At 72.1% G+C, this 26,848-nt stretch carries 25 protein-coding genes; 17 read left to right on the top strand and 8 right to left on the bottom strand.

Going from position 1 to position 26,848, the window contains the following annotated elements; genetic code table 11:
• Nucleotides 1-30: 30 nt before the first annotated feature.
• The gene (locus tag ABZ318_RS15185) at nucleotides 31-603 is read left to right on the top strand and encodes a TetR/AcrR family transcriptional regulator (RefSeq protein WP_356902915.1); all 573 of its coding nucleotides are present in this window, start codon (nucleotides 31-33) and stop codon (nucleotides 601-603) included.
• A gap of 10 nt (nucleotides 604-613) precedes the next feature.
• Here ABZ318_RS15185 and ABZ318_RS15180 read toward each other — a convergent pair whose 3' ends face one another.
• The 3 genes from ABZ318_RS15180 to ABZ318_RS15170 all read right to left on the bottom strand — a co-directional run bounded on the left by ABZ318_RS15180 (nucleotide 614) and on the right by ABZ318_RS15170 (nucleotide 4,188).
• Nucleotides 614-1,786, bottom strand: coding sequence for a DUF1266 domain-containing protein (locus ABZ318_RS15180; protein ID WP_356902914.1), 1,173 nt, complete (start codon nucleotides 1,784-1,786; stop codon nucleotides 614-616).
• Nucleotides 1,783-2,934, bottom strand: a complete 1,152-nt coding sequence (locus ABZ318_RS15175; RefSeq protein WP_356902913.1) for a DUF1266 domain-containing protein — start codon at nucleotides 2,932-2,934, stop codon at nucleotides 1,783-1,785. Before ABZ318_RS15175 ends, ABZ318_RS15180 begins: the two co-directional genes overlap by 4 nt.
• Before the next feature lie 141 nt (nucleotides 2,935-3,075).
• A complete protein-coding gene (locus ABZ318_RS15170; RefSeq protein ID WP_356902912.1) occupies nucleotides 3,076-4,188 on the bottom strand; it encodes a helix-turn-helix domain-containing protein in 1,113 nt (370 codons plus the stop codon).
• A gap of 183 nt (nucleotides 4,189-4,371) precedes the next feature.
• Here ABZ318_RS15170 and ABZ318_RS15165 point away from each other — a divergent pair, with 183 nt between their 5' ends.
• Together ABZ318_RS15165 and pruA are read left to right on the top strand one after the other, a co-directional pair.
• Nucleotides 4,372-5,298, top strand: coding sequence for a proline dehydrogenase family protein (locus tag ABZ318_RS15165; protein ID WP_356902911.1), 927 nt, complete (start codon nucleotides 4,372-4,374; stop codon nucleotides 5,296-5,298).
• Nucleotides 5,299-5,328: 30 nt separating this feature from the next.
• Nucleotides 5,329-6,960 carry an L-glutamate gamma-semialdehyde dehydrogenase gene (pruA, locus tag ABZ318_RS15160; RefSeq protein WP_356902910.1) on the top strand — a complete coding sequence of 544 codons (1,632 nt, stop codon included), beginning with the start codon at nucleotides 5,329-5,331 and terminating at the stop codon, nucleotides 6,958-6,960.
• Nucleotides 6,961-7,032: 72 nt separating this feature from the next.
• Here pruA and ABZ318_RS15155 read toward each other — a convergent pair whose 3' ends face one another.
• Nucleotides 7,033-7,914: an alpha/beta hydrolase gene (locus ABZ318_RS15155; RefSeq protein WP_356902909.1), complete on the bottom strand. Its 882-nt coding sequence runs from the start codon at nucleotides 7,912-7,914 to the stop codon at nucleotides 7,033-7,035.
• A 109-nt stretch (nucleotides 7,915-8,023) separates the two neighbouring features.
• Between ABZ318_RS15155 and ABZ318_RS15150 the strand changes: the two genes are divergently transcribed.
• Nucleotides 8,024-8,560, top strand: a complete 537-nt coding sequence (locus ABZ318_RS15150; RefSeq protein ID WP_356902908.1) for a GNAT family N-acetyltransferase — start codon at nucleotides 8,024-8,026, stop codon at nucleotides 8,558-8,560.
• Nucleotides 8,561-8,567: 7 nt separating this feature from the next.
• Here the strand turns inward: ABZ318_RS15150 and ABZ318_RS15145 are convergent, their stop codons facing one another.
• Together ABZ318_RS15145 and ABZ318_RS15140 are read right to left on the bottom strand one after the other, a co-directional pair.
• Nucleotides 8,568-9,305, bottom strand: a complete 738-nt coding sequence (locus tag ABZ318_RS15145) for a hypothetical protein (RefSeq protein ID WP_356902907.1) — start codon at nucleotides 9,303-9,305, stop codon at nucleotides 8,568-8,570.
• Nucleotides 9,302-9,643 (bottom strand): PadR family transcriptional regulator, encoded by a 342-nt coding sequence (locus ABZ318_RS15140; protein ID WP_356902906.1) that lies wholly within the window; start codon nucleotides 9,641-9,643, stop codon nucleotides 9,302-9,304. The genes ABZ318_RS15145 and ABZ318_RS15140 overlap by 4 nt, the downstream gene beginning before the upstream one ends.
• Nucleotides 9,644-9,943: 300 nt before the next feature.
• Here ABZ318_RS15140 and ABZ318_RS15135 point away from each other — a divergent pair, with 300 nt between their 5' ends.
• From ABZ318_RS15135 to ABZ318_RS15125, 3 genes are all read left to right on the top strand, one after another.
• The gene (locus ABZ318_RS15135; RefSeq protein WP_256961924.1) at nucleotides 9,944-10,075 is read left to right on the top strand and encodes a hypothetical protein; all 132 of its coding nucleotides are present in this window, start codon (nucleotides 9,944-9,946) and stop codon (nucleotides 10,073-10,075) included.
• Between the two features lie 91 nt (nucleotides 10,076-10,166).
• Complete coding sequence (locus ABZ318_RS15130) at nucleotides 10,167-11,207, top strand: 3-isopropylmalate dehydrogenase (protein ID WP_356902905.1); 1,041 nt, start codon at nucleotides 10,167-10,169, stop codon at nucleotides 11,205-11,207.
• A gap of 257 nt (nucleotides 11,208-11,464) precedes the next feature.
• On the top strand, nucleotides 11,465-12,556 hold the full coding sequence (locus tag ABZ318_RS15125) for a branched-chain amino acid aminotransferase (RefSeq protein ID WP_356902904.1): 1,092 nt from the start codon (nucleotides 11,465-11,467) through the stop codon (nucleotides 12,554-12,556).
• Nucleotides 12,557-12,587: 31 nt separating this feature from the next.
• Here the strand turns inward: ABZ318_RS15125 and ABZ318_RS15120 are convergent, their stop codons facing one another.
• Complete coding sequence (locus tag ABZ318_RS15120; protein WP_356902903.1) at nucleotides 12,588-14,009, bottom strand: cytosine permease; 1,422 nt, start codon at nucleotides 14,007-14,009, stop codon at nucleotides 12,588-12,590.
• Between the two features lie 148 nt (nucleotides 14,010-14,157).
• On the opposite strand from ABZ318_RS15120, the gene ureA reads away from it, so the two are divergent.
• From ureA to ABZ318_RS15070, 10 genes are all read left to right on the top strand, one after another.
• Nucleotides 14,158-14,856, top strand: coding sequence for an urease subunit gamma (gene ureA, locus ABZ318_RS15115; protein WP_356902902.1), 699 nt, complete (start codon nucleotides 14,158-14,160; stop codon nucleotides 14,854-14,856).
• Nucleotides 14,856-16,538 (top strand): urease subunit alpha, encoded by a 1,683-nt coding sequence (locus ABZ318_RS15110; protein ID WP_356902901.1) that lies wholly within the window; start codon nucleotides 14,856-14,858, stop codon nucleotides 16,536-16,538. The genes ureA and ABZ318_RS15110 overlap by 1 nt, the downstream gene beginning before the upstream one ends.
• 10 nt (nucleotides 16,539-16,548) lie before the next feature.
• Nucleotides 16,549-17,568: an agmatine deiminase family protein gene (locus ABZ318_RS15105; protein WP_356902900.1), complete on the top strand. Its 1,020-nt coding sequence runs from the start codon at nucleotides 16,549-16,551 to the stop codon at nucleotides 17,566-17,568.
• 45 nt (nucleotides 17,569-17,613) lie between these two features.
• Nucleotides 17,614-18,051: a hypothetical protein gene (locus ABZ318_RS15100; RefSeq protein WP_356902899.1), complete on the top strand. Its 438-nt coding sequence runs from the start codon at nucleotides 17,614-17,616 to the stop codon at nucleotides 18,049-18,051.
• Nucleotides 18,052-18,159: 108 nt separating this feature from the next.
• Nucleotides 18,160-18,714, top strand: a complete 555-nt coding sequence (locus ABZ318_RS15095) for a TetR/AcrR family transcriptional regulator (RefSeq protein WP_356902926.1) — start codon at nucleotides 18,160-18,162, stop codon at nucleotides 18,712-18,714.
• Nucleotides 18,715-18,779: 65 nt separating this feature from the next.
• Nucleotides 18,780-20,099 carry an MFS transporter gene (locus ABZ318_RS15090; protein ID WP_356902898.1) on the top strand — a complete coding sequence of 440 codons (1,320 nt, stop codon included), beginning with the start codon at nucleotides 18,780-18,782 and terminating at the stop codon, nucleotides 20,097-20,099.
• Between the two features lie 282 nt (nucleotides 20,100-20,381).
• The gene (gene cimA, locus ABZ318_RS15085; RefSeq protein WP_356902897.1) at nucleotides 20,382-21,998 is read left to right on the top strand and encodes a citramalate synthase; all 1,617 of its coding nucleotides are present in this window, start codon (nucleotides 20,382-20,384) and stop codon (nucleotides 21,996-21,998) included.
• A gap of 43 nt (nucleotides 21,999-22,041) precedes the next feature.
• Complete coding sequence (locus ABZ318_RS15080) at nucleotides 22,042-23,406, top strand: hypothetical protein (protein ID WP_356902896.1); 1,365 nt, start codon at nucleotides 22,042-22,044, stop codon at nucleotides 23,404-23,406.
• A gap of 46 nt (nucleotides 23,407-23,452) precedes the next feature.
• Nucleotides 23,453-24,397, top strand: coding sequence for a zinc-binding dehydrogenase (locus ABZ318_RS15075; protein ID WP_356902895.1), 945 nt, complete (start codon nucleotides 23,453-23,455; stop codon nucleotides 24,395-24,397).
• Between the two features lie 60 nt (nucleotides 24,398-24,457).
• On the top strand, nucleotides 24,458-25,297 hold the full coding sequence (locus tag ABZ318_RS15070) for a DUF1932 domain-containing protein (RefSeq protein WP_356902894.1): 840 nt from the start codon (nucleotides 24,458-24,460) through the stop codon (nucleotides 25,295-25,297).
• Between the two features lie 20 nt (nucleotides 25,298-25,317).
• Here the strand turns inward: ABZ318_RS15070 and ABZ318_RS15065 are convergent, their stop codons facing one another.
• The gene (locus tag ABZ318_RS15065) at nucleotides 25,318-26,826 is read right to left on the bottom strand and encodes a hypothetical protein (protein WP_356902893.1); all 1,509 of its coding nucleotides are present in this window, start codon (nucleotides 26,824-26,826) and stop codon (nucleotides 25,318-25,320) included.
• Between the last annotated feature and the right edge of the window lie 22 nt (nucleotides 26,827-26,848).

Raw genomic sequence — 26,848 nt, 5'->3', positions numbered from 1 at the left:
AAGCGTCTAGCGGCCGGGTACAGTGCTGTCATGGGACACAAGGAAGACCTGCTCGAAGGCGCCAAGCGCTGCCTCCTGGAGAAGGGGTACGGGCGCACCACGGCGCGCGACATCGTCGCCGCCTCGGGCACCAACCTCGCCTCCATCGGCTACCACTACGGCTCCAAGGACGCCCTGCTCCAGCAGGCCTTCCTGGCCGTCACCGAGGAGTGGGGTGAGCGGGTCAGCCCGGAGGGCGACGGCGGCGCCCCGGAGCTGCCGGCCGATCCGTACGAGCGCTTCCACGCCGTCTGGGCCCGGCTCATCGGCGCCGCCGAGGCCAGCCGCCCCGTCTGGAAGCTCCAGACCGAGGTCGTCACCCGCCTCGACGACGACGAGAAGCTGCGCGAGGCGATCAAGGAGCCGCAGCGGGAGGGCCGGCTCGGCATCGCCGAGGGCATGCTCGGCATCGACCCGGAGGCGGACCCGGAGAAGGCCCGGGTGGCCGGACTGCTGCTCCAGGCCCTGGCGACCGGGGTCATGATCCAGTGGATGGTCGACCCGGACACCGCGCCGAGCGCGGACGACCTCACGGAGGGGCTCAAGGTCCTGATGGGGGAGTGACGGGACCGGCTCAGCGCCACGGGATGTTGCGCCAGGGGCTGCCCTCGTGCGCCGTCAGGGCGCGGTGGGCGGCCACGTTCTGCTCGTGGAACCGTCCGTACTCCTCCCCGTCGAACCGCAGCACCCTCCCCAGCGCGTACCCCGCCGAGTACTCCTCCCACGACCCGTACGCCGACCGGGCCAGCGCCCCCGCGTGCACGATCGCCTGTTCGGCCTCGGGGGGCGCGCAGAAGCGGGCCGACAGGCCCCAGCGGGTGAGGTTCACCGCACGCCCGTAGTCGTACGCGACCGTCCTGCGCACCCGGCCCTCCGGCGGCAGCAGCCCCTCGGCCCGGAACCGGGCCTCGTAGCGCACGATGCGGCGTACGAGCTCCTCGATGTGCCGCACCGCCGCCGGGCCCGCGCCCAGGTCCTGGGCGTGTCCCGCGGCCGTCTCGCGCCACTCGTCGGGCGAGGGCACCGCACCGCGTGCGAGCCGCAGCTCCTCGCGGACCCGGAGGGCGAAGTCCGGCTCGGGCGGGCTGTTGCGCCCGTCGAGGAGCGCGTCGAGCTGCTTGCGCCAGCCGGCCCGGTCGGTGACGCCCCAGCCTTCGCGGAGGGTGTCGAGCTCGTGGGTGTAGCCCATGTAGACGGAGCCGACGTCGTTCCAGGGGACGCCGTTGCCGAAGGCCAGATGACCGCCACAGGCGAGGCCGAAGGCGAGCGGCCCGTGCAGCGGCCCGTGGCGCAGGGCCACCAGCCGGTCGCCCGAACCCCGCTCCCGCTCCGCGTACGCGCGCAGCCATCCCGCGCGGTGCTCGGGCGTGGTGGGCAGCAGCAGCTGCGCGGGCGTGCCGCTGTTGACCGCGAGGAGGAGACGGTGGTCGGACCAGCCGAACTCGGCGACCCAGCGGAGGGTGACCGCGTGGAACACCCACTCCGGATGCCAGGGCGGCAGCATCCCGCGGGTGAGGAGCGCCCGGGCGACGAGCCCCTTCGGCAGCTGCTGGGGCGGCCAGTAGACGTTGTCCGGGCGGGCGTCCACGTCGGACTTGAGGGCGCCGATGAACAGCTCGGCGTCCGCGAGGACACGGATCTGCTCCGCGAAGTCGCCGCGCAGCCCCGCCTCGTGGAGCAGCTGCTCGGTCTCGGACGGCGGGGTCCAGGAGGCGCCCGGCGGCGCGGGCTTGCGGCGGGGGCTCATGACCACGGGATGTTCCGGTAGGGGCTCGAAGGGTCCTGGGTGAGGGCGCGGTGGAGGGCGAGCGACTCCTGGTACATCGGCTCGGGGTCGCCCTCGTCGAAGTGGATCAGCCGGGCGAGGACGTAGCCGAGCGAGAACTCCTCCCAGGAGCCGTACACCCGCCGGGCGGCTTCGAGGACCCTCAGGACGGACTCCTCGGCCTCCTGCGGATCGCAGTACCGGGCGCCGAGCGCGAGCCGTACGACGTTCACGGCGCGGCCGTGGTCGAAGGCGGCGAGGGTGTCGACCCGGCCGTCCGGCGGCAGCAGGCCGTCGGCGCGGAACCGCTCCTCGTAGTGGGTGATCCGGCGCAGGAACTCCCTGGCCTCCGCCGGGTCCTCGCCGTAGCGGTCGTCCCGCTCGGACGCGGTGCCGACCGCCGCCGCCCACTGCTCGCCGCTGGGCGCCGCGCCCAGCCGGGCGGTCAGGGTGCGCCTGATCCCCAGGACGGACTCGGGGACCCGGCCGACGAGCCGGGTGGCGATCAGGGTCCGCAGCGTGTCCCGGAAGCCCGCCCGGTGGTGGACGGCCCAGGGGTGGCGCAGCCGGGCGACGTCGGAGGGGTAGTCCTCGTACTGGGCGCGGAGCCCGTTCCACACCAGGCCGTTGAGCACGGCGAGGTGCGCGCCGAGCGCGAGGGCGTGCGCGACCGGTCCGTGCAGCTGCTCTCCGGCGTGGGTGAGCAGCCGCAGCCGGGTGGGTCCGCCGCCCCGCGCGCCCGCCTCCTGCCAGGCCCGCCGGTCGGCGGCCCGGGCGGGGAGCGCGGCCTCGTACGGGGTGCCCGGGTTGACCGCGAGCCACCACCGGTCGTGCTGCCAGGCGGCGGCGAGCCGGGGAAGCGTGGTCTGCTGGAACACCCAGTCGGGGTGCCAGGGCGGCAGCATGCCCTCGGTCAGCACGGGTACGACGGTGCGCCGGGCGGCCTTGTCGCGCTGGGAGGGGAGGGGCGGGACGTACCCGGGGGCGTCGGCGTGCACCCGGGCCTGGAGCACGTAGAGGCGGGCCCCGCCGAGGACGGCCAGGACGGCCGCCCGGTCGCCGCGGGCCCCCGCCTCGTACAGCAGTCGCTCCGTCCGCGTCGGCGCCGCCGCCCAACTCCCCGTGGTCATGGGGAGATCTTATAAACCGGCTCGCAGGGGCGGTCGTTCGGCGGTGGCAACCGGGCGGTCGAGCGAGGCGGTCGGAGCCTGGCGGCGGCCGGAGCCTGGGGGTCGGAGCCGGCCGTCAGAGCAGGCCGTCAGAGCAGGGCGTCAGAGCCGGGCGGACTTCAGGGACATGTGGAGCAGCAGCCGGTCCTCGCCGGCGTCCAGGTCCAGGCCCGTGAGCTGTTCGACCCGGGACAGCCGGTAGTACAGGGTCTGGCGGTGGATGCCCAGGGCCGCCGCCGTGCGGCCCGCCTGGCCCGCGTTGTCGAGGAACGCTTCGGCGGTGCGGGCCAGTTCGGCGTGGGCGGGGGCGAGCAGGGGGGCGACGACGGGGTCGACCTCGGGGTGGTAGAGCGCCGCGAGCAGGCGGTACGGGCCGATGCCGGTCCACTCCGCGACGGGGCCGAGCGTCGGCTGTGCCGTGGCGGCACGGGCCGCCGTGTTGGCTTCGCGCCAGGCCGCCGCGAGCTCCGCGAGGCCCCGGCGGGGGGACGCGATGCCGGCCGGGGCGGCGGCCCGCAGCCGGTCGGCGGCCGCGTGGGCGGGGGAGAGGTCCTCGGCGGTGCGCAGCCGTACGAGGACGGCGAGGGACTCGCCCTCGGGGACCGTGGCGACCGCGGCCGCGGCGGGGACCGCCCGGACCGAAGGGGCCTCGCCCTGCCAGGGGGTCACGCAGACGACGGTGTGCAGGCCGTCCGCGCTGGGGCCCAGGGCCGCCCGTAGCGCCGCGACGGCCATGTCGCTCTGCCAGCCGCGCCCGGCGGTCAGGGCCGCGGCGAACTCGCGCGAGAGGTCGGCGTCCGCGCGCTCCTCGTCGGCGAGGAGGTCGCCGATCCGGGCGGCGACCTCCATCGCGGCCGTGAGCCGGGCGGGCGTGGGACCGGGCTCGGCGTCGAGCAGCCAGACGTACCCGAGGACGACGCCCCGGTGGCGTACGGGGAGACAGATGCGGTCCCGGAAGACGCCGGCGTCCGGGGCGGCCGGGATGCGGACCGGGCCGGTCGCCCGGGTGATGCCGAAGCCCTCGAACCAGGCGCGGACCGCCGGGGTCGACTTCCGGGTCAGGATCGACCGCGTCCGGACGGGGTCCATCGCGGTGTCGTCGTCGCTGTCGTGGGCGCCGAAGGCGATCAGGCCGAAATCGCGGTTCTCCAGCGTCGCCGGGGCGCCGAGGAGCGCCGAGATCTCGTCCACCAGTTCTTGGTAATCGCCCTTCACAGCGCCATTCTCGCACCCTCTCAGACATGTGTATGAGACGTCGTGCACGGATGCGTGACAGCTGTAGATGGCGGACGATCGGAGCGATCCATAGGTTTCACGGTGGTTCTTCGTGCTGTTCCCGTTTTCTTTCGAATGAGCGGGTACGGCATTCTTCGTCACCCTGTCCTTCTGGAGGTCCCCGTGCTGGGTCCCGTGATCCTCGCCGCGTCGCGCAGCGACAAGATGCGCCGTCTCGTTTCGGCCGCCCCCGGGACCAAGCAGGTCGTCGCCCGCTTCATCGCCGGCGAGACGGTCGACGACGTCGTCCCGATCGTCTCCGAGCTGAGCGGCCGCGGCCTGGAGGTCACCCTCGACGTCGTCGGTGAGGACATCACCACCGTCGAGCAGTCGTACGCCGCCCGGGACGCCTACCTGGAGCTCATCGGCCGCCTCAAGGAGCTGGGCCTCGGCCCCCGCGCCGAGATGTCCGTGAAGCTGTCGATGTTCGGCCAGTCCCTGGAGAACGGCCACGAGCTGGCCCTCGCGAACGTCCGCCCGGTCGTCGCGGCCGCCGCCGAGATCGGCACCACCGTCACCCTGGACGCCGAGGACCACACCACCCTCGACTCGATGTTCGCCATCCACGAGGAGCTGCGGAAGGACTTCCCGCAGACCGGCTGCGTCATCCAGGCCTACCTCTTCCGCACCGAGGACGACGCCCGTCGCCTCGCCGCGAACGGCTCCCGCGTCCGGATCGTGAAGGGCGCCTACAAGGAGCCCGCCTCCGTCGCCCTCCAGGACAAGCCCGAGATCGACAAGGCGTACGTCCGGATCATGAAGATCCTGATGGACGGCGAGGGCTACCCGATGATCGGCTCGCACGACCCGCGCCTGATCTCCATCGGCCAGGAGCTGGCCCGCCGCGCCGGGCGCAAGCTGGACGAGTACGAGTTCCAGATGCTGTACGGCATCCGCAGCGAGGAGCAGAACCGGCTCGCCGCCGAGGGCCACCGCATGCGCGTCTACACCGCGTACGGCACCGACTGGTACGGCTACTTCATGCGCCGCCTCGCGGAGAAGCCGGCCAACCTCCTCTTCTTCGTCCGCTCCATCCTCACCAAGGGCTGAGCCCACCTCTCACAAGGAGTTACGAGACTCATGGACGCTGTCACCCAGGTCCCCGCTCCGGTCAACGAGCCGGTGCACAGCTACGCCCCCGGTTCCCCCGAGCGCTCCCGTCTGGAGACCAAGCTCAAGGAGCTGGCCGAGAACCCGCGCGAGCTGCCGATGACCATCGGCGGCGTGAAGCGCATGGGCGGCGGCGAGGAGTTCAAGGTCGTCCAGCCGCACAACCACCAGGCCGTCATCGGCACCTTCCGCGGCGCCACCGAGCAGGACGCCCAGGACGCCATCGACGCCGCCCTGGCCGCCGCCCCGGCCTGGCGCGCGATGTCCTTCGACGACCGCGCCGCGATCATCCTGCGCGCCGCCGAGCTGCTCGCCGGCCCGTGGCGCGAGACGCTGGCCGCGTCCACCATGCTCGGCCAGTCCAAGACCGCCCAGCAGGCCGAGATCGACACCCCGTGCGAGCTCGTCGACTTCTGGCGCTTCAACGTGGCGTACGCCCGCCAGATCCTCGCCGAGCAGCCGCCGGCGAACTCCCCGGGCGTGTGGAACCGTCTGGACCACCGCCCGCTGGAGGGCTTCGTCTACGCGATCACCCCCTTCAACTTCACCGCCATCGCGGGCAACCTGCCCACCGCCCCCGCCCTCATGGGCAACGTGGTGGTCTGGAAGCCGTCCCCGACGCAGACCCACTCCGCGGTGCTCCTCATGGAGCTCCTGGAGGAGGCCGGCCTGCCGAAGGGCGTCATCAACCTGGTGACCGGCGACGGCATCGCCGTCTCCGAGGTGGCCCTGAACCACCGCGACCTGGCCGGCATCCACTTCACCGGCTCGACCAAGACCTTCCAGCACCTGTGGAAGACGGTCGGCAACAACATCGAGAAGTACCGCTCGTACCCGCGGATCGTCGGCGAGACCGGCGGCAAGGACTTCGTCGTCGCCCACCCCAGCGCCGACCGCGCCGTCCTGAAGACCGCGCTGACCCGCGGCTCCTTCGAGTTCCAGGGCCAGAAGTGCTCCGCGTCCTCCCGCGCCTACGTCCCGGCGTCGATCTGGAACGACGGCTTCAAGGAGGAGTTCGCGGCCGAGGTCGACGGCATCACCATGGGTGACGTCACCGACCTGTCGAACTTCATCGGCGCCGTCATCGACGAGCGCTCGTTCGCCAAGAACAAGGCGGCGATCGACCGTGCCGCGGCCGACCCGAGCTGCACGATCATCGCCGGCGGCACCTACGACGACTCGGTGGGCTACTTCGTCCGCCCGACCGTCATCGTCTGCGACGACCCGGAGAACGAGGTCTTCAAGGCCGAGTACTTCGGCCCGATCCTCGCGATCCACGTCTACGAGGACGAGAAGTACGACGAGATGCTGACCCAGATGGAGTCGGTCTCGGACTACGCCCTCACCGGCTCGGTCATCTCCGGCGACCGCGCGGCCGCCGCGTACACGATGGAGAAGCTCCGCTTCGCCGCGGGCAACTTCTACATCAACGACAAGTCGACCGGCGCCGTCGTCGGCCAGCAGCCCTTCGGCGGCGGCCGCGCCTCCGGCACCAACGACAAGGCCGGCGCCCCGCAGAACCTGATGCGCTGGACGCTGACCCGCGCCATCAAGGAGACGCTGGTCCCGCCGACCGAGTACGGCTACCCGCACATGGGCTGACGCCCCCGCCGCGTGAGCGGCCCCTGATCACCGCCCCCCTCCTGGCCCCCCAATCCAGGACGGGGGCGGTTCTCATTCCCCCGCGTGACGCTTGAGGAAGTCGCCGATCAGCTCCGCGATCGCCGGCGCGTGGGTCTCCAGGGCGAAGTGGCCCGTGGGCAGCAGGTGGATCTCGGCGTCCGGGAGGTCGCGGCGGAAGGCCTCGGCGCCGGCGGGGACGAAGACCTGGTCGCCCTCGCCCCAGACGGCGAGGAGGGGGACCCGGGAGGTGCGGAAGTACTCCTGGAAGGCCGGGTAGAGGGCGAAGTTGGAGCCGTAGTCGGCGATCAGGCCCAGCTGGATGTCGTCCTGGCCCTCGCGGGCCATCAGGGCCGCGTCGTGGTGCCAGGCGTCGGGGCTGAGCAGGTCCCGGTACGCGGCGGGGACGCCCGTCTCGTACTGCCACCGGATGCCGTCCAGGGAGCGGATGGCGCGGACCGGCTCCTCGGTCTCGGGGGTGCGCTCCTCGATCAGGGCGAGGACCGGGGCCCAGGCCTCGGCGCCGAGGCCCTCCTCGTAGGCGTTGCCGTTCTGGGTGACGATCGCGGTGATCCGCTCGGGGTGGGCGAGGGCGAGGCGCAGGCCGATGGGGGCGCCGTAGTCCTGGATGTAGAGCGCGAACCGGTCCAGGCCGAGGGCCTCGGTGAACTCGGCGGTGAGCGCGGCCAGCCCGGCGAAGGTGTAGTCGAAGTCGGCGGCGGAGGGCGCGGCGCTGCGGCCGAAGCCCAGGTGGTCGGGGGCGATCAGCCGGTACCGGTCGGCGAGCAGGGGGATCAGGTCGCGGAACATGTGCGAGCTGGTGGGGAAGCCGTGCAGCAGGAGCAGTACGGGGGCGTCGGCCGGTCCGGCCTCGCGGTAGGCGATCTCGTGGCCCCGGACGGTGACGGTGCGGTGGTGGGTCGGCAGCACGGACATCGTTCTAACCCCTCAGTCGTCGCTCACTGGTTATGGAGTGACCCAATCAGGGGCGGGGCTAACCTGTCAATGGCGAGTCAGGGGTTAGGTGAGTGTGGGAGGGTGGGGCATGACCGTGAGGATCGCGCCCACGCATGAACTCGGCACCGCCCGGCTCCGCTCCGTACGCGAGATGCTCGACACCGCCTTCGCGGGCGACTTCTCCGACGAGGACTGGGACCACACCCTCGGCGGCGTCCACGCCTGGATCGAGGACGAGCGGGGCGTCGCCGCCCACGGCGCCGTCGTGCAGCGCCGGGCGCTCCACCGCGGCCGCTCGCACCGCGTCGGATACGTGGAAGGGGTCGCCGTCCGGCAGGACCGCCGGCGTCAGGGGCTCGGCGGCGCGGTGATGGCCGGACTGGAGCGGGTGATCGACGGGGCGTACGCCTTCGGGGCGCTCGGCGCCTCCGACGAGGGGGCCGCGCTCTACCGGGCGCGCGGCTGGCGGGTCTGGGAGGGGCGCCTCGAAGCGCTCGGGCCCGGGGGGATCGTCCGCCTCGCCGAGGAGGAGGGCTTCGTCTTCCTGCGCCCCGCCGGCGACCGGGCCCTGCCGGACCCCGCCGCCCCGCTGGTCTTCGACTGGCGGGACGGCGACGTGATGTGAGGACGCGTCAGCGCCGTTCGGTGGTCTTCTTCCGGGCGCGGCCCGCGGCCGTCTCCAGGTGGGAGGTGTACGCGGCGGAGAGCGACGAAGCGACGGCGACCGTGATCGCGAGCCCGGAGGCCCCGATCCCTCCGACGAGGAACGAGGTCATCGCGCCGCCGACCAGGAGGCACCACACCGCGAGCACCGCCTTGCCCCGGCGGCTGAGGAACAGCCACCGGCGCGGGGCGGCCGGCGGCGCCTCCACGGCGCCCGCCGGTCCCGCCGTCGCCGCGCGCGGCCGCTTGAAGTAGCCGTACACCAGCCACTCGCCGCACAGCTCCCAGCCCTCCGGCGTGAGCTCGTCGAGGACACGGGCCCGCCTGCGGCCGGTGATCACCTCGCGGCGGTACTCCCAGGCGAGCGCGACCCCGGGCGCCCGGCGGCAGACGAAGCGGCCGAGGGAGTCCAGGCCCTCCACCTCCCAGCCCTGGGCGCCGTGGACGTCCAGCATCCGGCGGTCGTTGAAGAGGTCGGCGGTCCACGTCCAGCGCTCCGCCGCCCCGTCCGGCTCCCCGGGGGTCGGGGCGGGTCCGCCCAGCCGGGCCGCGAAGCCCTCGGCCGGTCCGAACTCCTCCTCCGGTGAGGTCCCCGTCTCCGCGAGGTGCCCGCGCAGCTCGTCGGTCGTCCGTGCGATCTGCTCCTCGGGCACCCCCGCGGCGCGCAGCGCGTCGGTCAGCTCGGCGAAGTAGGCGTCGGTGGTCATGGTGCGGTTCCCCCTGCGTGCAGTTGCGTCCGTACGGCCCGGTGGAACTCCGACCAGGCCTCGCTCTCGGCCGTGAGGTGTGCCCGGCCCGGGTCGGTGAGCCGGTAGTAGCGGCGCCCGGGCCCGCGCTCGGCGGCGCGGAACTCGGCCTCCACCAGACCGGCCTGCTCCAGGCGGTTCAGTACGGGATAGAGCGTCCCGCCCTTGATCTCGCCCAGGCCCGCCCCGTCGAGCGCCTTCGCGATCTCGTACCCGTAGCTCTCTCCATCGGTCAGGCAGGAGAGGACGAGCAGGTCGAGGACTCCCTTGAGCCAGCTGGATCTTCGGTCTGCGGCCATGCGCACATCTGATCACTACCTAGGTAGGAATGCAACCTAGATAGGCGAGCCGCGCGACACGGAGGGTTGATCGCCGTCTCAGATAGTAGGAAGTCCGAGTAATTGTGGAGACAGATGAGGGCGCCTGCCCTAGCTTTGTAGAAGCCGAACGTCTCGCTTCATCAGGCGAATGGCGGTCGAGAGCGCGACGCCCCGTGCAGGCAACCCCTGTGGCGGCGCTCCCCGCCCCTTCCGGCGCCTTCGATCACCACTGATCTCCGCACGTCCGGATCACCACTGATCTCAAGGAGTCGATCCCTCATGGCCGCTCAGACCGCCCGCCGCGTCCGCCACTCCGTCAACCGTCCCAGTGACGAGGCCCGCCAGAACGCTGCCGCCGCCCTCCAGCGCGCCCTCGACCGCCGTGACAACGGCGGCTCCACCGGTCACTGATCCCGCCTCTGACCCCGTCCCGCGACATGGCGCTTCGTCCACATGGCGGACGGAACGTGTCAGACGATGGGACGAAGAGTAGGGTGCCGACATGTCTCACAGCATCAATCTCGCAGTCATTCCCGGCGACGGCATCGGCCAGGAGGTCGTGGCCCAGGGCCTCAAGATCCTCGCGGCCGTCCTTCCCCAGGACGTGAAGCTGGAGACCGAGGAGTACGACTTCGGCGCCAAGCGCTACCACGCCACCGGTGAGACCCTCACCGACGCCGATCTCGCCTCCCTCAAGAAGCACGACGCCATCCTGCTCGGCGCCATCGGCGACCCGTCGGTGCCGTCCGGCGTCCTGGAGCGCGGCTTCCTGCTGAAGCTCCGCTTCGCCTTCGACCACCACGTGAACCTGCGTCCCTCGAAGCTGCTCCCCGGCGTGGCCACCCCGCTCGCCGGGCAGCCCGAGATCGACTTCGTCGTGGTCCGCGAGGGCACCGAGGGTCCGTACACGGGCAACGGCGGCACCATCCGCAAGGGCACCCCGCACGAGGTCGCCACCGAGGTCTCGGTCAACACCGCCTTCGGTGTCGAGCGCGTGGTCCGGGACGCCTTCGCCCGCGCCCAGGCCCGCCCGCGCAAGAAGCTGACCCTGGTCCACAAGAACAACGTGCTGACCTTCGCCGGCCACCTCTGGACGGACACCTTCAACAAGGTGGCCCAGGAGTACCCCGAGGTCACCACCGACTACCTGCACGTCGACGCCGCGACGATCTTCCTCGTCACCGACCCGGCCCGCTTCGACGTGATCGTCACCGACAACCTCTTCGGCGACATCATCACCGACCTCGCCGCGGCCGTCTCCGGCGGCATCGGCGTCGCCGCCTCGGGCAACATCAACCCGAGCGGCGAGTTCCCGTCCATGTTCGAGCCGGTCCACGGCTCCGCGCCGGACATCGCGGGCCAGGGCAAGGCCGACCCCACGGCCACCGTCCTCTCCGTCGCCCTCCTGCTCCGCCACCTCGGCTACGAGGCCGAGGCCGCCCGGGTCGAGGAGGCCGTCGCGGCCGACCTCACCGAGCGCGGCGACTCCCTCCGCACGACGGACCAGATCGGCGACGCGCTCGCCGCGCGAGTAGCGAGCTGACCCGCGCCGACTGACATCAGACAGCAGCCGCCGGGTCGCACCAGCGCCCGGCGGCTGTCCCATGCGCGGCCGCGGGGCGCCCCCCCGAACCCCGGACCGCGCGCACCCGTTTTCCGCACCGGTCCCCGCGAGCGATAATCGAACGTGGGGCCGCGGCATACGGGCATGCCCGGACGCCGACCGTCAGGGACGACAGTCCCCGTCGACGGCGTTCGCGCGCGGTCCTCCCCATCACAACCGGTGAAGGACACGCACTCATGACGACGCCCACGATCGAGCTCAAGCCCTCCTCCAGCCCGCTGTCCGCCGCGGAGCGCGAGGCGATCCTGGCCAACCCGGGATTCGGCCGCCACTTCACCGACCACATGGTCACCATCCGGTGGACCGAGGGCCGCGGCTGGCACGACGGCCAGCTCGTCCCGTACGGCCCGCTCTCCCTGGACCCGGCCACGAACGTCCTGCACTACGCGCAGGAGATCTTCGAGGGCCTGAAGGCCTACCGCCGCCCCGACGGCTCCGTCGCCACCTTCCGGCCCGACGCCAACGCCCGCCGCTTCCAGGCCTCCGCCCACCGCCTCGGCATGCCCGAGCTGCCGGTCGAGACCTTCGTCGAGGCCTGTGACGTGCTCGTCCGGCAGGACCAGGACTGGGTTCCGGCGCACGGCGGCGAGGACTCGCTCTACCTGCGTCCGTTCATGATCGCCACCGAGGTCGGCCTCGGCGTCCGCCCGGCCAACGAGTACCTGTTCGTCGTCATCGCCTCGCCGGCCGGCCCCTACTTCGCGGGTGGCGTGAAGCCCGTCTCCATCTGGGCCTCGGAGGACCGCGTCCGCGCCGTCCCCGGCGGCGTCGGCGACGCCAAGACCGGCGGCAACTACGCGGCCTCCCTGCTCGCGCAGGCCGAGGCGGCGGCCAAGGGCTGCGACCAGGTCTGCTACCTCGACGCGGTCGAGCACAAGTGGGTCGAGGAACTCGGCGGCATGAACCTGTACTTCGTGTACGGCAACAAGATCGTCACCCCGACCCTCACCGGTTCGCTGCTCGCCGGCATCACCCGCGACTCGCTCCTCAAGGTCGCCCAGGACCTCGGCTACGAGTCCGAGGAGGCCCGCGTCTCCATCGACCAGTGGCAGGCCGACACCGAGAACGGCACCCTCACCGAGGTCTTCGCCTGCGGCACCGCCGCCGTCATCACCCCGGTCGGACTGGTCAAGTCAGCCCGGGGCGAGTGGCAGCAGTCGGGCGGCGAGCCCGGCGAGGTCACGATGAAGCTGCGCGAGGCGCTGCTCGCCATCCAGACCGGCAAGGCCGAGGACGTGCACGGCTGGATGCACGAGCTCGGCAAGTAAGCCGGTGGGGGTGGTCGCTACTCCGTAGCCGCTACTCCGTCGCCGCCAGGGCTTCCGGGGCCGTCACGGTCGCGGGAGCCCTGTTCGGCGTCAGGACGGCGTACAGCGCGCCGCCCACGATTCCCGAGAAGACGAAGCTGCAGTCGATCCCGCCCGTCAGGGCGAGCAGCGGCCCCTCGTAGAGCGGCGTCGACACCGCGGCCAGGCCGACCGCCGCGCCGACCGCCCAGGAGACGGTGGCGCGCGGGTGCCAGCCCGCCGAGAACCAGTAGATCCCGCCGCGCGAGCGCTGGTTGAAGACCTGGAGCGCCTCCGGGTCGTACGTCCCGCCGCAGCGGGCGTGCCCGATCAGGGTGATCACCGCCCAGGGGGTTCCGATCGCGGTGAGCAGCAGCACGAACGAGGTCATCGCCGTCTGGGCGTCCGAGGCGAAGTGGCCGACGAAGACGAAGGCCGTCGCCACCGCCGCGACGACGAGGGTGGCACGCGCGCGCGTGGCCTTCGGCAGGATCGCGTCGAGGTCGAGGCCCATCGAGTACAGCATCAGCCCGGCGTTGCCGACGGAGCCGGCGGTGGCGGCGATCAGCAGCGGTACGAGGTACCAGACGGGGGACGCGGCGACGAGCGGGCCCGCGTAGTCCAGGCCGCCGCGCGCCGCCAGGGCGGTGAACGTGCCGAAGAGCTGGGGGACGAGCAGGCCGACGGTCAGGCCCAGGCAGGTGGCCCGCCACACGGTCTTCGCGCTGTACCGCTCGGGGGAGACGTACCGGGTGTAGTCGCCGAGCAGGGTGATGAAGGCGACCGGTCCGCTGAGTCCCGCCGCGACGGCCGAGAGCAGCCAGGTCGGCCAGAAGGAGCCGAGCAGGTACGGGGTGTCCGGGACGGCGGCCGTGGTGAAGTCCCCGGCGTAGGCGAACAGGCCGATGGCGAGGAGCACCGTCATGCCGATCGCGAGCGCCTTGCTCAGCCGGAGCAGCAGCCGGTAGCCGTACACCGCGCCGACCACCGTGCAGGCGGCGAGGAACGCGTAGACGAGGGCGTGGACGGCGCCGCCGGTCGGCAGGCCGACGAGGCGGGCGAGCGTGCCCACCATCACGTCGCCGCCGATCCAGAGGGTCAGCGCGGTGTAGCCCAGCGAGAGCAGCAGCCCGACCACGGAGCCGACGAGCCGGCCGCGGACGCCGAAGAAGGCGCCGGAGGAGGTGGAGAGGTTGGTCGCGGTGCGGAGGGACACGAGCGCGAGGGGGGCGGTGACCGCGACGCCGACGAGGGTGCCGGTGACGACGGAGGTCACCGAGGCCCAGAAGCCGAGCCCGAAGGAGACCGGCAGCCAGCCGAAGACGATCACCCCCAGACAGAGGTTGGATCCGAGCAGGATCGAGACGAGGTCGCGGGGGCCGCTGGTGCGTTCCGCCTCGGGGATGGTGTCGACTCCGCGCTGTTCTATCGGCATGAGGACTCCCTGCGGGGGTGAGGGGGACAGTTTTAGAGCGGCGCTCAATGTGACCTACGCCTGTCGGCGACGTCAATGCTTGGAAGCTCGCTTCTCAACATTTAGAGTGTCGCTCAAACGTGTCGGAATTGCAGGAGGTGTTTGGGGCGTGAGACTGACCCCCACGGAACGTGATCGGCTGTTGCTCTTCGGCGCCGCCGAGCTCGCCCGGGCACGCCGGGCCCGGGGCCTGCGGCTCAACGTGCCCGAGGCGACCGCGCTCATCGCGGACACCGTCTGCGAGGCGGCCCGCGACGGCAAGCGACTCGCCGAGGCGATCGAGGCGGCCCGCTCCGTCCTCGGCCCCGACGACGTCCTGCCCGGCGTCGCCGACGTGGTCACGGAGATCCACGTCGAAGCCGTCTTCGACGACGGCTCCCGGCTCGCGGTCGTCACCGACCCGATCGGCGGGGGCGGCCTGGGCCCCGAGGCCCCGGGCGCGCTGCTGCCCGGCCCCGGGCACCCGGAGTCCGAACCGGCGCTCACCCTCTCCGTGCGGAACACGGCGACGGTCCCCGTGAGCGTCACCTCCCACTTCCACTTCTTCGAGGTCAACCCGCGCCTCGACTTCGACCGGGCCGCCGCCTACGGCATGCGCCTCGCCATCCCGGCCGGAGCCTCCTTCCGCTTCGACCCGGGCGGCGAGGCCGAGGTCGGGCTCGTCCCGATCGGCGGCGCCCGCGTCGCCATCGGCTTCGCGGGCCTGGTCGACGGCCCGCTGGACGCGCCCGGCGCGAAGGAAGAGGCCCTGCGGCGCGCGGCGGCCTGCGGCTACCTGGGAGTCACGTCCGACGAGGAGGGCAACTGATGGACCCGTACGAGTACGCATCCGTGCACGGCCCGCGCGCCGGCGACCGTGTCGTCCTGGGCGACTCCGGGCTCGTCGTCCGCGTCGAGTCCGACTCCCAGAAGCCCGGCGACGAGTTCCTCGCCGGCTTCGGCAAGACCGCCCGCGACGGACTCCACCTCAAGGCCGCGGCCGTCCGCGAGACCTGCGACGTCGTCATCAGCAACGTCCTGGTCATCGACGCCGTGCAGGGCATCCGCAAGGTGTCCGTCGGCATCCGCGAGGGCCGCATCCACGCCATCGGGCGGGCCGGCAACCCCGACACCCTCGACGGGGTCGACGTCGTCGTCGGCACCGGCACCTCGATCGTCTCCGGCGAGGGCCTCATCGCCACCGCCGGAGCCGTCGACACCCACGTCCACCTGCTCTCCCCGCGGATCATGGAGGCCTCGCTCGCCAGCGGCGTCACCACCATCATCGGCCAGGAGTTCGGCCCCGTCTGGGGCGTCGGCGTCAACTCGCCCTGGGCGCTCAAGCACGCCTTCAACGCCTTCGACGCCTGGCCGGTCAACATCGGCTTCCTCGCCCGCGGCTCCTCCTCCGACACGGCGCCGCTGGTGGAGGCGCTCGCCGAGGGCGGGGCGTCGGGCTTCAAGGTCCACGAGGACATGGGCGCCCACACCCGGGCCCTCGACACCGCGCTGCGGGTCGCCGAGGAGCACGACGTCCAGGTCGCGCTGCACTCCGACGGCCTGAACGAGTGCCTGTCGGTCGAGGACACCCTCAAGGTCCTGGAAGGCCGCACGATCCACGCCTTCCACATCGAGGGCTGCGGCGGCGGACACGTCCCCAACGTCCTGAAGATGGCGGGCGTGCCGAACGTCATCGGCTCCTCCACCAACCCCACGCTCCCCTTCGGCCGCGACGCCGTCGCCGAGCACTACGGGATGATCGTCTCCGTCCACGACCTGAAGACCGACCTGCCCGGCGACGCCGCCATGGCGCGCGACCGGATCAGGGCCGGGACGATGGGCGCGGAGGACGTCCTGCACGACCTCGGCGCGATCGGGATCACCTCCTCCGACGCGCAGGGGATGGGAAGGGCCGGCGAGACCGTACGCCGGACCTTCGCCATGGCCGGGAAGATGAAGGCCGAGCTCGGACCCATGGAGGGCGACGGCGCGCACGACGACAACGCGCGCGTGCTGCGCTACATGGCCAAGCTCACCATCAACCCGGCGATCGCCCACGGCCTCGCCCACGAGATCGGCTCGATCGAGGTCGGGAAGATGGCCGACATCGTGCTGTGGCGGCCGGAGTTCTTCGGCGCCAAGCCGCAGATGGTCATCAAGAACGGCTTCCCCGCGTGGGGGGTCGTGGGCGATCCGAACGCCGCCACCGACACCTGCCAACCGCTCGTCCTCGGACCGCTGTTCGGCGCGCACGGCGCCACGCCCGCCGACATCTCCGTCGCGTTCGTCGCCCAGGCCGCCGTCGACCTCGGCTCCGACGCGATGCCGACCCGGCGCCGCCGGGTCGCCGTGCGCGGCACCCGCGGCATCGGCCCCGCCGATCTGCGGTTCAACTCCCGCGTCGGTGACGTCCAGGTCGACGACCGCACGGGCCTCGTCTCGCTCGACGGCTCTCCGATCCGCTCCGAGGCGGCCGAGTCCGTCTCCCTCAACCGCCTCTACTTCCTCTAGGACCCGACCCATGACCTCGTACCGCATGCCCGCCGAGTGGACCCCCCACGAGCGCACCTGGATGGCCTGGCCCAGCCCCAACCCCACCTTCACCAACGAGGAGGAGCTCGCCGAGGCCCGTACCGCCTGGGCGTCGGTCGCCCGCGCCGTCCGCCGCTTCGAGCCCGTCACGATGGTCGTCGCGCCCGGCGACGCGGAGTCGGCCGCGGCCCTCCTCGGCCCGGACGTCGACCTCGTCGAGCGCGAGCTCGACGACGCCTGGATGCGGGACATCGGCCCGACCTTCGTCACGAACGGCACCGAACTCGCCGCCGTGGACTGGGTGTTCAACGGCTGGGGCGCCCAGGACTGGGCCCGCTGGGAGCACGACTCCAAGATCGCCCGCCATGTCGCGGACGTCGCGGGGGTCCCCGTGCTCTCCTCCCCCCTCGTCAACGAGGGCGGCGCGATCCACGTCGACGGCGAGGGCACCGTCCTCCTCACCGACACCGTGCAGCTCGGCTCCGGCCGCAACCCCGAGTGGACGCGCGAGCAGGTCGAGCAGGAGATCCACGCCAAGCTCGGCACGACGAAGGCGATCTGGCTGCCCCACGGCCTCACCGGCGACTACGGCCTCTACGGCACCCAGGGCCACGTCGACATCGTCGCCGCCTTCGCCCGCCCCGGCACGGTCCTCGTCCACAGCCAGCAGGACCCGGCCCACCCCGACTACGAGCGCTCCCGGATGTACGTGAACATCCTGCGCGGCCAGACCGACGCCCAGGGCCGCGCCCTGGAGGTCATCGAGGTCCCGGCCCCGACCGTCCTCAAGGACGAGGAGGGCGACTGGGTCGACTACTCGTACATCAACCACTACCTGTGCAACGACGGCGTCGTCCTCTGCGCCTTCGACGACCCCCACGACGAACTGGCCGCCGAGATCTTCCGCCGCCTCTTCCCGGAGCGCGAGGTCGTCCTGGTCGACGCCCGGACGATCTTCGCGGGCGGCGGCGGCATCCACTGCATCACGCAGCAGCAGCCGAAGGTCTGAGAAAACCGCTGGTCGCGGCCGCACGCCGGGTGAGAGCGTGCGGCCATGCCCATCCCGCACCCCGACGGTGACTACGCGATCACCACGATGTACTCCGTGCCCGACGACGCCTGGTACCTGGAGCTCGACCAGGTCAGCGGGCAGCGCACGCTCGTCCTCGCGATCGTCCCCGACGAGGACCCCGGGCGGGAGCCGACGGTCTGTCTCACCCCCGGCAAGGACGACCACGACATCCCGTACGCCGTCATGCGCTGGTTCATGGACCAGGTCGACGCCGAGATACGCAACTCCCGCGGCTGGATGACCCTGCGGCCGGAGGTCGTCGACGTGATCCGCGGGCTCCGGCAGGAGCACCTCGGCGTCATCGCCGACGAGCACCTGCCGCCCGTCCTCGCCGAGCTGCGCGCCGCCGTGCCCGGGGCCGACCTCGCCGACGTCATGCTGCACGCCTTCGGGCGCGGGCCCGACGGCCGCATCCTGTAGAACGTACGAGTGAGTCAGAGCAGCAACCCCAACCCCACCCCCACCCCCTCCCACCCCCGTCGGCGCAACCAGGCCGCCCCGCCCCGGGAGGACGTGCTCGCCGCGGCCATGGACACCATCGCCGAGCGGGGGCTCGACGGGCTCACCATGGCCGGGCTCGGACGGCAGGTGGGGATGAGCAGCGGGCACCTCCTCTACTACTTCCGCACCAAGGACGAGCTGCTGCTGCAGACCCTGGAGTGGAGCGAGGGGCGGCTCGGGGCCGAGCGCAGCGCCCTGCTGTCCCGGCAGGGAACGGCACGCGACCGGCTCGACGGGTACGTCGACGTGTACGTGCCCGACGGGCCCCGCGACCCGCACTGGACCCTCTGGCTGGAGGTCTGGAACCGGTCGCAGAACGCCGACGCCGACGCCCGCGCCCGGCAGGCCGCCATCGAGGGGGCCTGGCACCGGGACCTGGTCGCGATCCTCGCCGAGGGGGTCTCGCGGGGGGAGTTCCGCGCGATCGACCCGGACCGCTTCGCCACCCGGATGCGGGCCCTGCTCGACGGCTTCAGCGTGCACGTCGCCGTCGGCCTCCCGGGCACGGGACGGGGGCAAGTCATCGCGCACGTACGGGAGTTCATCGAACAGGACCTGCTCGCGCGACCGCAACGCACGTAAGTACACCCGATCGTTGTGCGCTGCGGCCTTGATGACCCGGCGCGCTCTCCGGCACGGTCCTGCCCATGGGACGAGAGCACTGGAAGAAGATCTGGGTCGGCTCCGCCGGCAACATGGTCGAGTGGTTCGACTGGTTCGTGTACGCGAGCTTCGCCACCTACTTCGCGGGAGCCTTCTTCCCCGAGGGCAACGACACCGCCAAGCTCATGAACACCGCCGGCATCTTCGCCGTCGGCTTCTTCATGCGCCCCGTCGGCGGCTGGCTCCTCGGCCGGGTCGGCGACCGCAAGGGCCGCAAGGCGGCGCTCACCCTCACCGTGACGCTGATGTCCGCCTCCGCCGTACTGATCGCGATCGCGCCGACGTACTCCGTCGCCGGGTACGGCGGCGCCGCCGTCCTCCTCGTCGCCCGCCTCCTCCAGGGCCTCTCCGTCGGCGGCGAGTACGCGGCCAGCGCCACCTACCTCACCGAGGCCTCCGCGCCGCAGCACCGCGGCTTCGCCTCCAGCTTCCAGTACGTGTCGATGACCGCAGGACAGATCCTCGGCCTCGGCCTGCTGCTCGTCCTCCAGCACACCCTGTCCGCCGACGCCCTGCACGCCTGGGGCTGGCGCATCCCGTTCGTCGTCGGCGCCCTCGGCGCGGCCGTCGTCTTCTACCTGCGCCGCACCATGCTGGAGACGGAGGTGTACGAGGAGACCGCCGACTCCGGCGTCGCCCGGGGACAGCAGGGCACCCTCAAGGCCCTGTGGGCGCACAGGCGCGAGGCCTTCCTCGTCATCGCGCTCACCATGGGCGGGACCGTGGCCTACTACACGTACACCACCTACCTCACCAAGTACCTGTCCAACTCCGCCGGGCTGCCCAAGCAGACCGCCACGTTGGTCTCCTTCTGCGCCCTGATCGTCTTCGCCGGCCTGCAGCCCCTCGCCGGCCGGCTCTCCGACCGGATCGGGCGCCGCCCGCTCCTCATCACCTTCGCGCTCGGCTCCACCCTCCTCACCGTGCCGATCCTCACGATGCTCAAGCACGCCGGCTCCTTCTGGCCCGCCCTCGGCCTCTCCCTCCTCGCGCTCGTCGTCGTCACCGGCTACACCTCCATCAACGCCTGCGTGAAGGCCGAGCTCTTCCCGACCGGCATCCGCGCCCTCGGCGTCGCCCTGCCCTATGCCATCGCCAACGCCCTCTTCGGCGGCACCGCCGAGTACGTGGCGCTCTGGTTCAAGGACGCCGGCGTCGAGTCGGGCTTCTACTGGTACGTCGCGGGCTGCGCGGCCGTCTCCCTGGTCGTCTACCTCACGATGCGGGAGACCCGGGACATCGACCTGGGCCGGGTGGGCGCCGCCCGCTCCGAGCGGCCGCGAGATCAACTGCCCGTATCGTGAGATCGCCGTCCCGTTGATACCGGACCTGTGTCAGACTTCCGGCGTGCTTGCTACCACGATGATTATCGGCAGCAGCGCGCCGGTCCGCAGTGGCCGCTGAATCGCGGAACGACCCCCGCGGCAGTGGACACCGTGCCCCAGACCCGCGCGCAGACCTCTCGCACCCGCGAGGGGTTTTTTCGTTTTCCGGCCCCACCCACGCCGGAAGCGGACGACGCGTGAGAATGGGGGCAAGTGGATCCATACCTTCCGGAGCCACATCCGACAGGAGCCATCACAGCCATGACCACGGAGAACGCCGAGGGATCGCGCCTCGACGACAGTTTCCATGTCTTCGACACGACACTGCGCGACGGGGCGCAGCGTGAAGGCATCAACCTCACCGTCGCGGACAAGCTGACCATCGCCCGGCACCTCGACGAGTTCGGCGTCGGCTTCATCGAGGGCGGCTGGCCCGGCGCCAACCCGCGCGACACGGAGTTCTTCGCCCGCGCCCGGCAGGAGATCGCGTTCAAGAACGCGCAGCTCGTCGCCTTCGGCGCCACCCGCAGGGCCGGCGGCAACGCCGCCGAGGACCCGCAGGTCAAGGCGCTCCTCGACTCCGGCGCTCCGGTGATCACCCTGGTCGCCAAGTCGCACGACCGGCACGTCGAGCTCGCCCTGCGCACCACCCTCGACGAGAACCTGGAGATGGTCCGCGACACCGTCTCCCACCTGACCTCCCAGGGCCGCAGGGTCTTCGTCGACTGCGAGCACTTCTTCGACGGCTACAAGGCGAACCCGGACTACGCCAAGGCCGTCGTCCGCGCCGCGTACGAGGCCGGCGCCGACGTCGTCATCCTCTGCGACACCAACGGCGGCATGCTCCCCGCCCAGGTCCAGGCCGTCGTCGCCACCGTCATCGCCGACACCGGCGCCCGCCTCGGCATCCACGCCCAGGACGACACCGGCTGCGCCGTCGCCAACACCCTCGCCGCCGTCGACGCGGGCGCCACCCACGTCCAGTGCACCGCCAACGGCTACGGCGAGCGGGTCGGCAACGCCAACCTCTTCCCCGTCGTCGCGGCCCTGGAGCTCAAGTACGACAAGCGGGTCCTCCCCGAGGGCGCGCTCGCCGAGATGACGCGGATCTCGCACGCCATCGCCGAGGTCGTCAACCTCACGCCCTCCACCCACCAGCCGTACGTCGGCGTCTCCGCCTTCGCCCACAAGGCCGGACTGCACGCCTCCGCGATCAAGGTGGACCCCGACCTCTACCAGCACATCGACCCCGAGCTGGTCGGCAACACCATGCGGATGCTCGTCTCCGACATGGCCGGCCGCGCCTCCATCGAGCTCAAGGGCAAGGAGCTCGGCGTCGACCTGGGCGGCGACCGCGAGCTCGTCGGCCGCGTCGTCGAGCGCGTCAAGGAGCGCGAGCTCAAGGGCTACACGTACGAGGCCGCCGACGCCTCCTTCGAGCTGCTGCTCCGCGAGGAGGCCGAGGGCCGGGCCCGCCGCTACTTCCGTACGGAGTCCTGGCGCGCGATCGTCGAGGACCGCCCCGACGGCACCCACGCCAACGAGGCGACCGTGAAGCTCTGGGCCAAGGGCGAGCGGATCGTCGCCACGGCCGAGGGCAACGGCCCGGTCAACGCCCTCGACAAGGCGATCCGGATCGGCCTGGAGCGGATCTACCCGCAGCTCGCCAAGTTCGAGCTGGTCGACTACAAGGTCCGCATCCTGGAGGGCCGCCACGGCACCGAGTCCACGACCCGCGTCCTGATCACCACCAGCGACGGCAACGGCGAGTGGTCCACGGTCGGCGTCGGCGAGAACGTCATCGCCGCGTCCTGGCAGGCCCTGGAGGACGCCTTCACGTACGGACTGCTGCGCGCGGGGGTCGATCCCGCAGAATAGTCCCCATATATCCCCTTGGGTCCGGTTCGGGTAGCGTCGAACCATGAGGACCAGGGCGATGTCCACGGGATCGGCCCTCGGCGGGCTGCTCCTGCTCCTGCTTCTGGTCCTGGCGCCCACCGCGGGCGCCAGGGCCACGGGCGTGTCCGACGCGGCCGCCGCCCTGAGACAGGGCCCGGTCTACGTCGACCCGGGCGCCGCCGGCCAGCTCTCCACGGCCGACGCGAAGGCCCTCGCGCAGAAGATCAAGGACGCGGACAAGCCGCTCTTCGTGGCGGTCCTCCCCGCGAACGCGCAGTTCCCGCCGGAGAACCTCTTCCAGAACCTGCGCACGCGGACCGGGATCACCGGCCTGTACGCCATCCGCCTCGGCAACGGCTTCGACGCCCGCGCCGACCACGCGGTCATGTCCCGCGACGCCGTGGACAACCTCGTCACCTCCGTACGGCAGCCCGGCGTCGACGCGGCCGCCGAGCTGAACGACTTCGTCGACCAGGCCCTGCCCGCCCTCCGCGGCTCCGCCCCCTCCTCCTGGGGCGCCGTCGGCACGGACTCCGGAGTCCCCGTCGCCGGGCTCGCCGTCCTCGGCGCGGTCGTCGTCGCGGGCGGCGCGGGCGCCTACGCCGTCGTCCGCCGCAAGCGGCTCCGCAAGGAGGCCGAGGAGCGCGCCGCCCTCGACCGGCTCCGGGTCGTCGTCGACGAGGACATCACCGCCTTCGGCGAGGAACTCGATCGCCTCGACTTCCACCCCGCCGAGCGCGGCGCCGACGACGCCATGCGCGGCGACTACGAGCGCGCCCTCGACTCGTACGACAGGGCCAAGTCCCTCATGGCCTCGGCCGCCCGCCCGCACGACGTCCGCGGCGTCACCCAGGCCCTGGAGGAGGGCCGCTTCTCCCTCGCCGTCCTGGCCGCCCGCCGTGAGTCCCGCCCGCTCCCCGAGCGCCGGCCCCCGTGCTTCTTCGACCCCCGCCACGGCCCCGCCGCCGAGGACCGGACCTGGATCCCGCCCGGCGGCGCACCCCGCCAGGTCCCGGTCTGCGCCGCCGACGCGGCCCGCCTCGACGACGGCCTCGACCCCGTGGCCCGCACCGTCGACACCGACACCGGCCGCCGCCCCTACTGGGAGGCGGGCCCCGCCTACGGCCCCTGGGCCGGCGGCTACTTCGGCGGCGGCATGCTCCCAGGCCTCCTCGTGGGCACCATGCTCGGCTCCATGCTCGCCACCCCGGCGTACGCCTCCGAGTACGGCGGCGACGACTTCGGGGACTTCCAGGGCGGCGACTTCAGCGGCGGCGACTTCGGCTCGGGCGACTTCGGCGGCGGCGACTTCGGGGGCGGCGGCGACTTCGGCGGCGGCGGCGACTTCGGCGGAGGCGGCGGATTCGACGGGGGCGGCGGCTTCTAGCCGGTAGGCTCCCGGAGACGATGCCGCTCACAGGGGGAGGGGCCGCATGGCCACCTACAGAGCACACCGGTTGACCGGCCCGAGGACGTTCGAAGCCGTCGCACTCGACGCGCCCGGCCCGCAGGACCTCGAAGCCGGGGCCGCACTCGTACGCCTCGAAGCCGGAGTCGTGTGCGGCAGTGACATCCCACGCTGGGACGGGTCCGAGTGGTCCGGCTTCCCGGCCGATCCCGGGTTCCCTCTGCACGAGGCCGTGGGGCGCGTGGTGCACAGCCGCAGCGACCGTCTGCCGGTCGGCAGCAGGATCGTCGGCATCCCGCGCAACGACAGGGGAGTGCAGGAACTGTTCGTGGCGTCGGACGACGCGGCCGTGGTCGTCCCGGACGGCGTGCCACCGGCCGTCGCCGCGATCACCCAACCGCTCTGCACCGTCGTCTACGCCGTAGAGCGCCTCGGGGACGTGTCCGGAAAGAAGGTCCTGATCATCGGTTTCGGGGCGCTTGGCCATCTGACCGCCTGGCTGCTGAGACTGCGGGGCGCCGAGGTGTCCACCGTCGACCCCGTCCCTGAACCGGAGGCCGCCACCTGGGGCTCGCAGCGCCACTTCGAGGCCATGGCGGGCGACCTGTCCGCGGCCGATCCGGGCGAGCCCCCGGACATCGTCGTCGAGATCGTGGGGCACGGGCAGGACACCGTCTCCGACGCGATCCGGCTCGTCAGGCAGCGGGGCACGGTGCTGGTGATGGGAGTGCCGGGACCCGGCGCGACCCTCCCGCTGGAAGAGGCCTTTCGGAGGAACGTCGCGCTCGTCAGCTCGGTCGGTCCGCCGTGGCGCGAATACCTCACCAAGGCCAGGGCCCTGGTGGAGATCCACACGGACTTCCTGGCCCGGCTGATCACCCACGAGATCCCCTTCGAGGCGGCCCCCGACGCGTACGAGCTGTATGCACGGCGCGTACCCGGAAGACTCAAGGTCGCCGTGGTCGTCTGACCGGCCGGCCTCGGGACCCCGCCCACCACACACTCGTACGTCCGGACATGGGAGATCACGATGACGCCCGTCGTCACACTGCTACACCCCGGCAGCATGGGGGCGGCCGTCGGAGCCCAGCTGCGCTCGCGAGGGATCACCGTGCTCTGGTGCCCTGAAGGCCGCAGCGATGCCACGCGGCGCCGTGCGGACGAGGCGGGTCTGGAGGGGGTGCCGCTCGTGGAGGCGGTACGCCGGGCCGACGTCATCCTGTCCCTCTGCGCGCCGGGAGGAGCCGAAACGGTCGCGGACCTCGTCGCCCGCCACGGACCGGCGGAAGGGACGGTGTTCGTGGAGGCGAACCCCCTCGCACCGGAGCGGGTCTCGGCGGTCGCCGCCCGGTTGGCACCCGTGGCCGTGGTGGACGGAGCCATCGTGGGGTCGCCCCCGGTGGGCGGCAAGTCTCCCCTCCTCTACCTCTCGGGGCAGGCCGCGTCCGTGGAGCGGGTCGCCGGCCTCTTCGACGGTACCGACGTCGAGGCGCGTGTGGTGGGGGAGGAGCTCGGCCAGGCTTCCGTCCTGAAGCTCGTCTACTCGACCTACCAGAAGACGTCCCGCCTGGTCGCCGCCCTGGCGTACGGCGCCGCCGACGCGTACGGCGTCACGGATGAGCTCCTTCGCATCGCGGGACGGCGCACGAGCAGCTACCTCGTGGAGACCGACTACCTGCCGAAGACCGCAGCGCGCGCCTGGCGCTGGGCCCCAGACCTGGCGGACGCGGCGGATCTCCTTGCCGAGGCCGGGCTGCCCGCCGGGACCGTACGAGCGGCAGCGGAGACGCTGGAGCGGTGGAGGCCGGAATCGGACCGGCCGGTCGATCTCGCCGAGGCGTTGAGGTCCTTGCGAGGAGCCGGGCACTGAGGGGCGGGCCTGAGCACGTACTACCGGACCAGCTTGCGGATCACGATGCCGACCGTCAGCGTCGAGAAGACCAGCCCGCCGATGGTGAAGCACACCGCCGTCGCCGTCCACGCATAGGTCTCGACCTCGGACGGGGCGCCCACGCCGACGTTGAGCCACAACGCACAGGCCATCACCAGTGACTTCACGGCCGCCGAGGCGTCCACGAGCGATTCCGACCCCAGGCCCGGTGGCGCATCCGTCAGGCGCAGGCCCACGGCGGTGGCGAGGACGCCGAGTACGAGGGCTCGGGCGGGGTTGCGCGCGCGGACGCCCCAGCCGAAGACACCTCCGAGAAGACCGTGCCCCACCAGCCGCTGGAGCAACGGGGCCTGGGATGTTTCGCGCTGGCGGATCCGGTAGTACAGCTCGTCCGCCTCGGCGGTGCGGCGCTGACGTGCCAGTGTCGCCCGCACTGCCTCGAGCGAGTTGGCCGTCACGCGTGTGAACATGCGCTCCAGAAAGCCGTTGACATGGGCGGCGCGCCGGAAGACCGCGTTGCCCAGGTCGACTTCCTGGACGGTCGAGTCACCGGCGAGCCGGAATCTGGCGGGGCCCGACGGCAGGGACAGGGCCTCGGTCACCACCGAGTTGTCCAGGCCGACGACGAGCGGCACTCCGTCCTCGGCCGATACGCGGACCCGGCGCACGGTGGACGACCGGAACGTCAGTTCCAGAGGTTCGGCGGCCGCGGGGCCGCTGTCGGGCACGGAAGCCTCCCCCTGCGCCGGGCGCTGTCGAGGAACCGTCGCGGCGATCCGGCGCACGCCCTTCACCTCGACGATGCCCCGGACGTCGCTTTCCTCCAGACAACCGGCCTCGCCGGCCACCACCATGCCGTTGATGCGCAGGAAGTCCCGGCAGTGGACCCCGGTGCCGGCCAGCGGAGTGTCCAGGCGGACCCGGCGCAGCTCCAGCGAGGCGGCGTCGATGTCCTGGAGAGTGAGCGAGGAGAGCCACAGGTCGTCAAAGACGAGCGTCTCCGTCACGCGGACGTTCTCGAGGTGGACGTCGGGGCGGCCCCGCCGGCCCGACGTGGCCTGGCTGCGGAGGGAGAGTGCCGACGTCCGCAGGCCCCTGAGCCGTACGTCTCCGCGCACAGCGGCGATCTGGACGGATTCGGCGACCCGGACGTTGTGCACCTTGAGCGGTCCGCAGGAGTGCACGTCGACCACGTCCGCGGTCGAATCGATGAGGGAGATCTCGCAACCGGCCGGGGCGTTCCGGACGGTCAGCCGGCCGATCCTCGAGTTGGTGATGAGGATGGCGTCCGCCGCGCAGTGGTCCAGGACGAGTTCCTCGATGACGCACGAGCGGACCGCCACGATTCCTGCCGCATCGACGTGGACCAGTTCGAGCCGGTCCGCCGAGACACGGTCCAGATGCAGCGGCCCGTCCACGTCGAGCTGTCGTACGAGCAGATCCCGGCCGTCGGTTTCGGTGGGCGCCATGCCCACGGCCGAGGCCAGGGCTCTGAGATTGTTGATCACGAGTCTCTCCCCCAGGGACTCC

It is taken from the genome of Streptomyces sp. NPDC006197 (assembly GCF_040613865.1).
Classification (GTDB): Bacteria; Actinomycetota; Actinomycetes; order Streptomycetales; family Streptomycetaceae; genus Streptomyces.
This window is presented reverse-complemented; position numbering and strand designations above follow the sequence as displayed.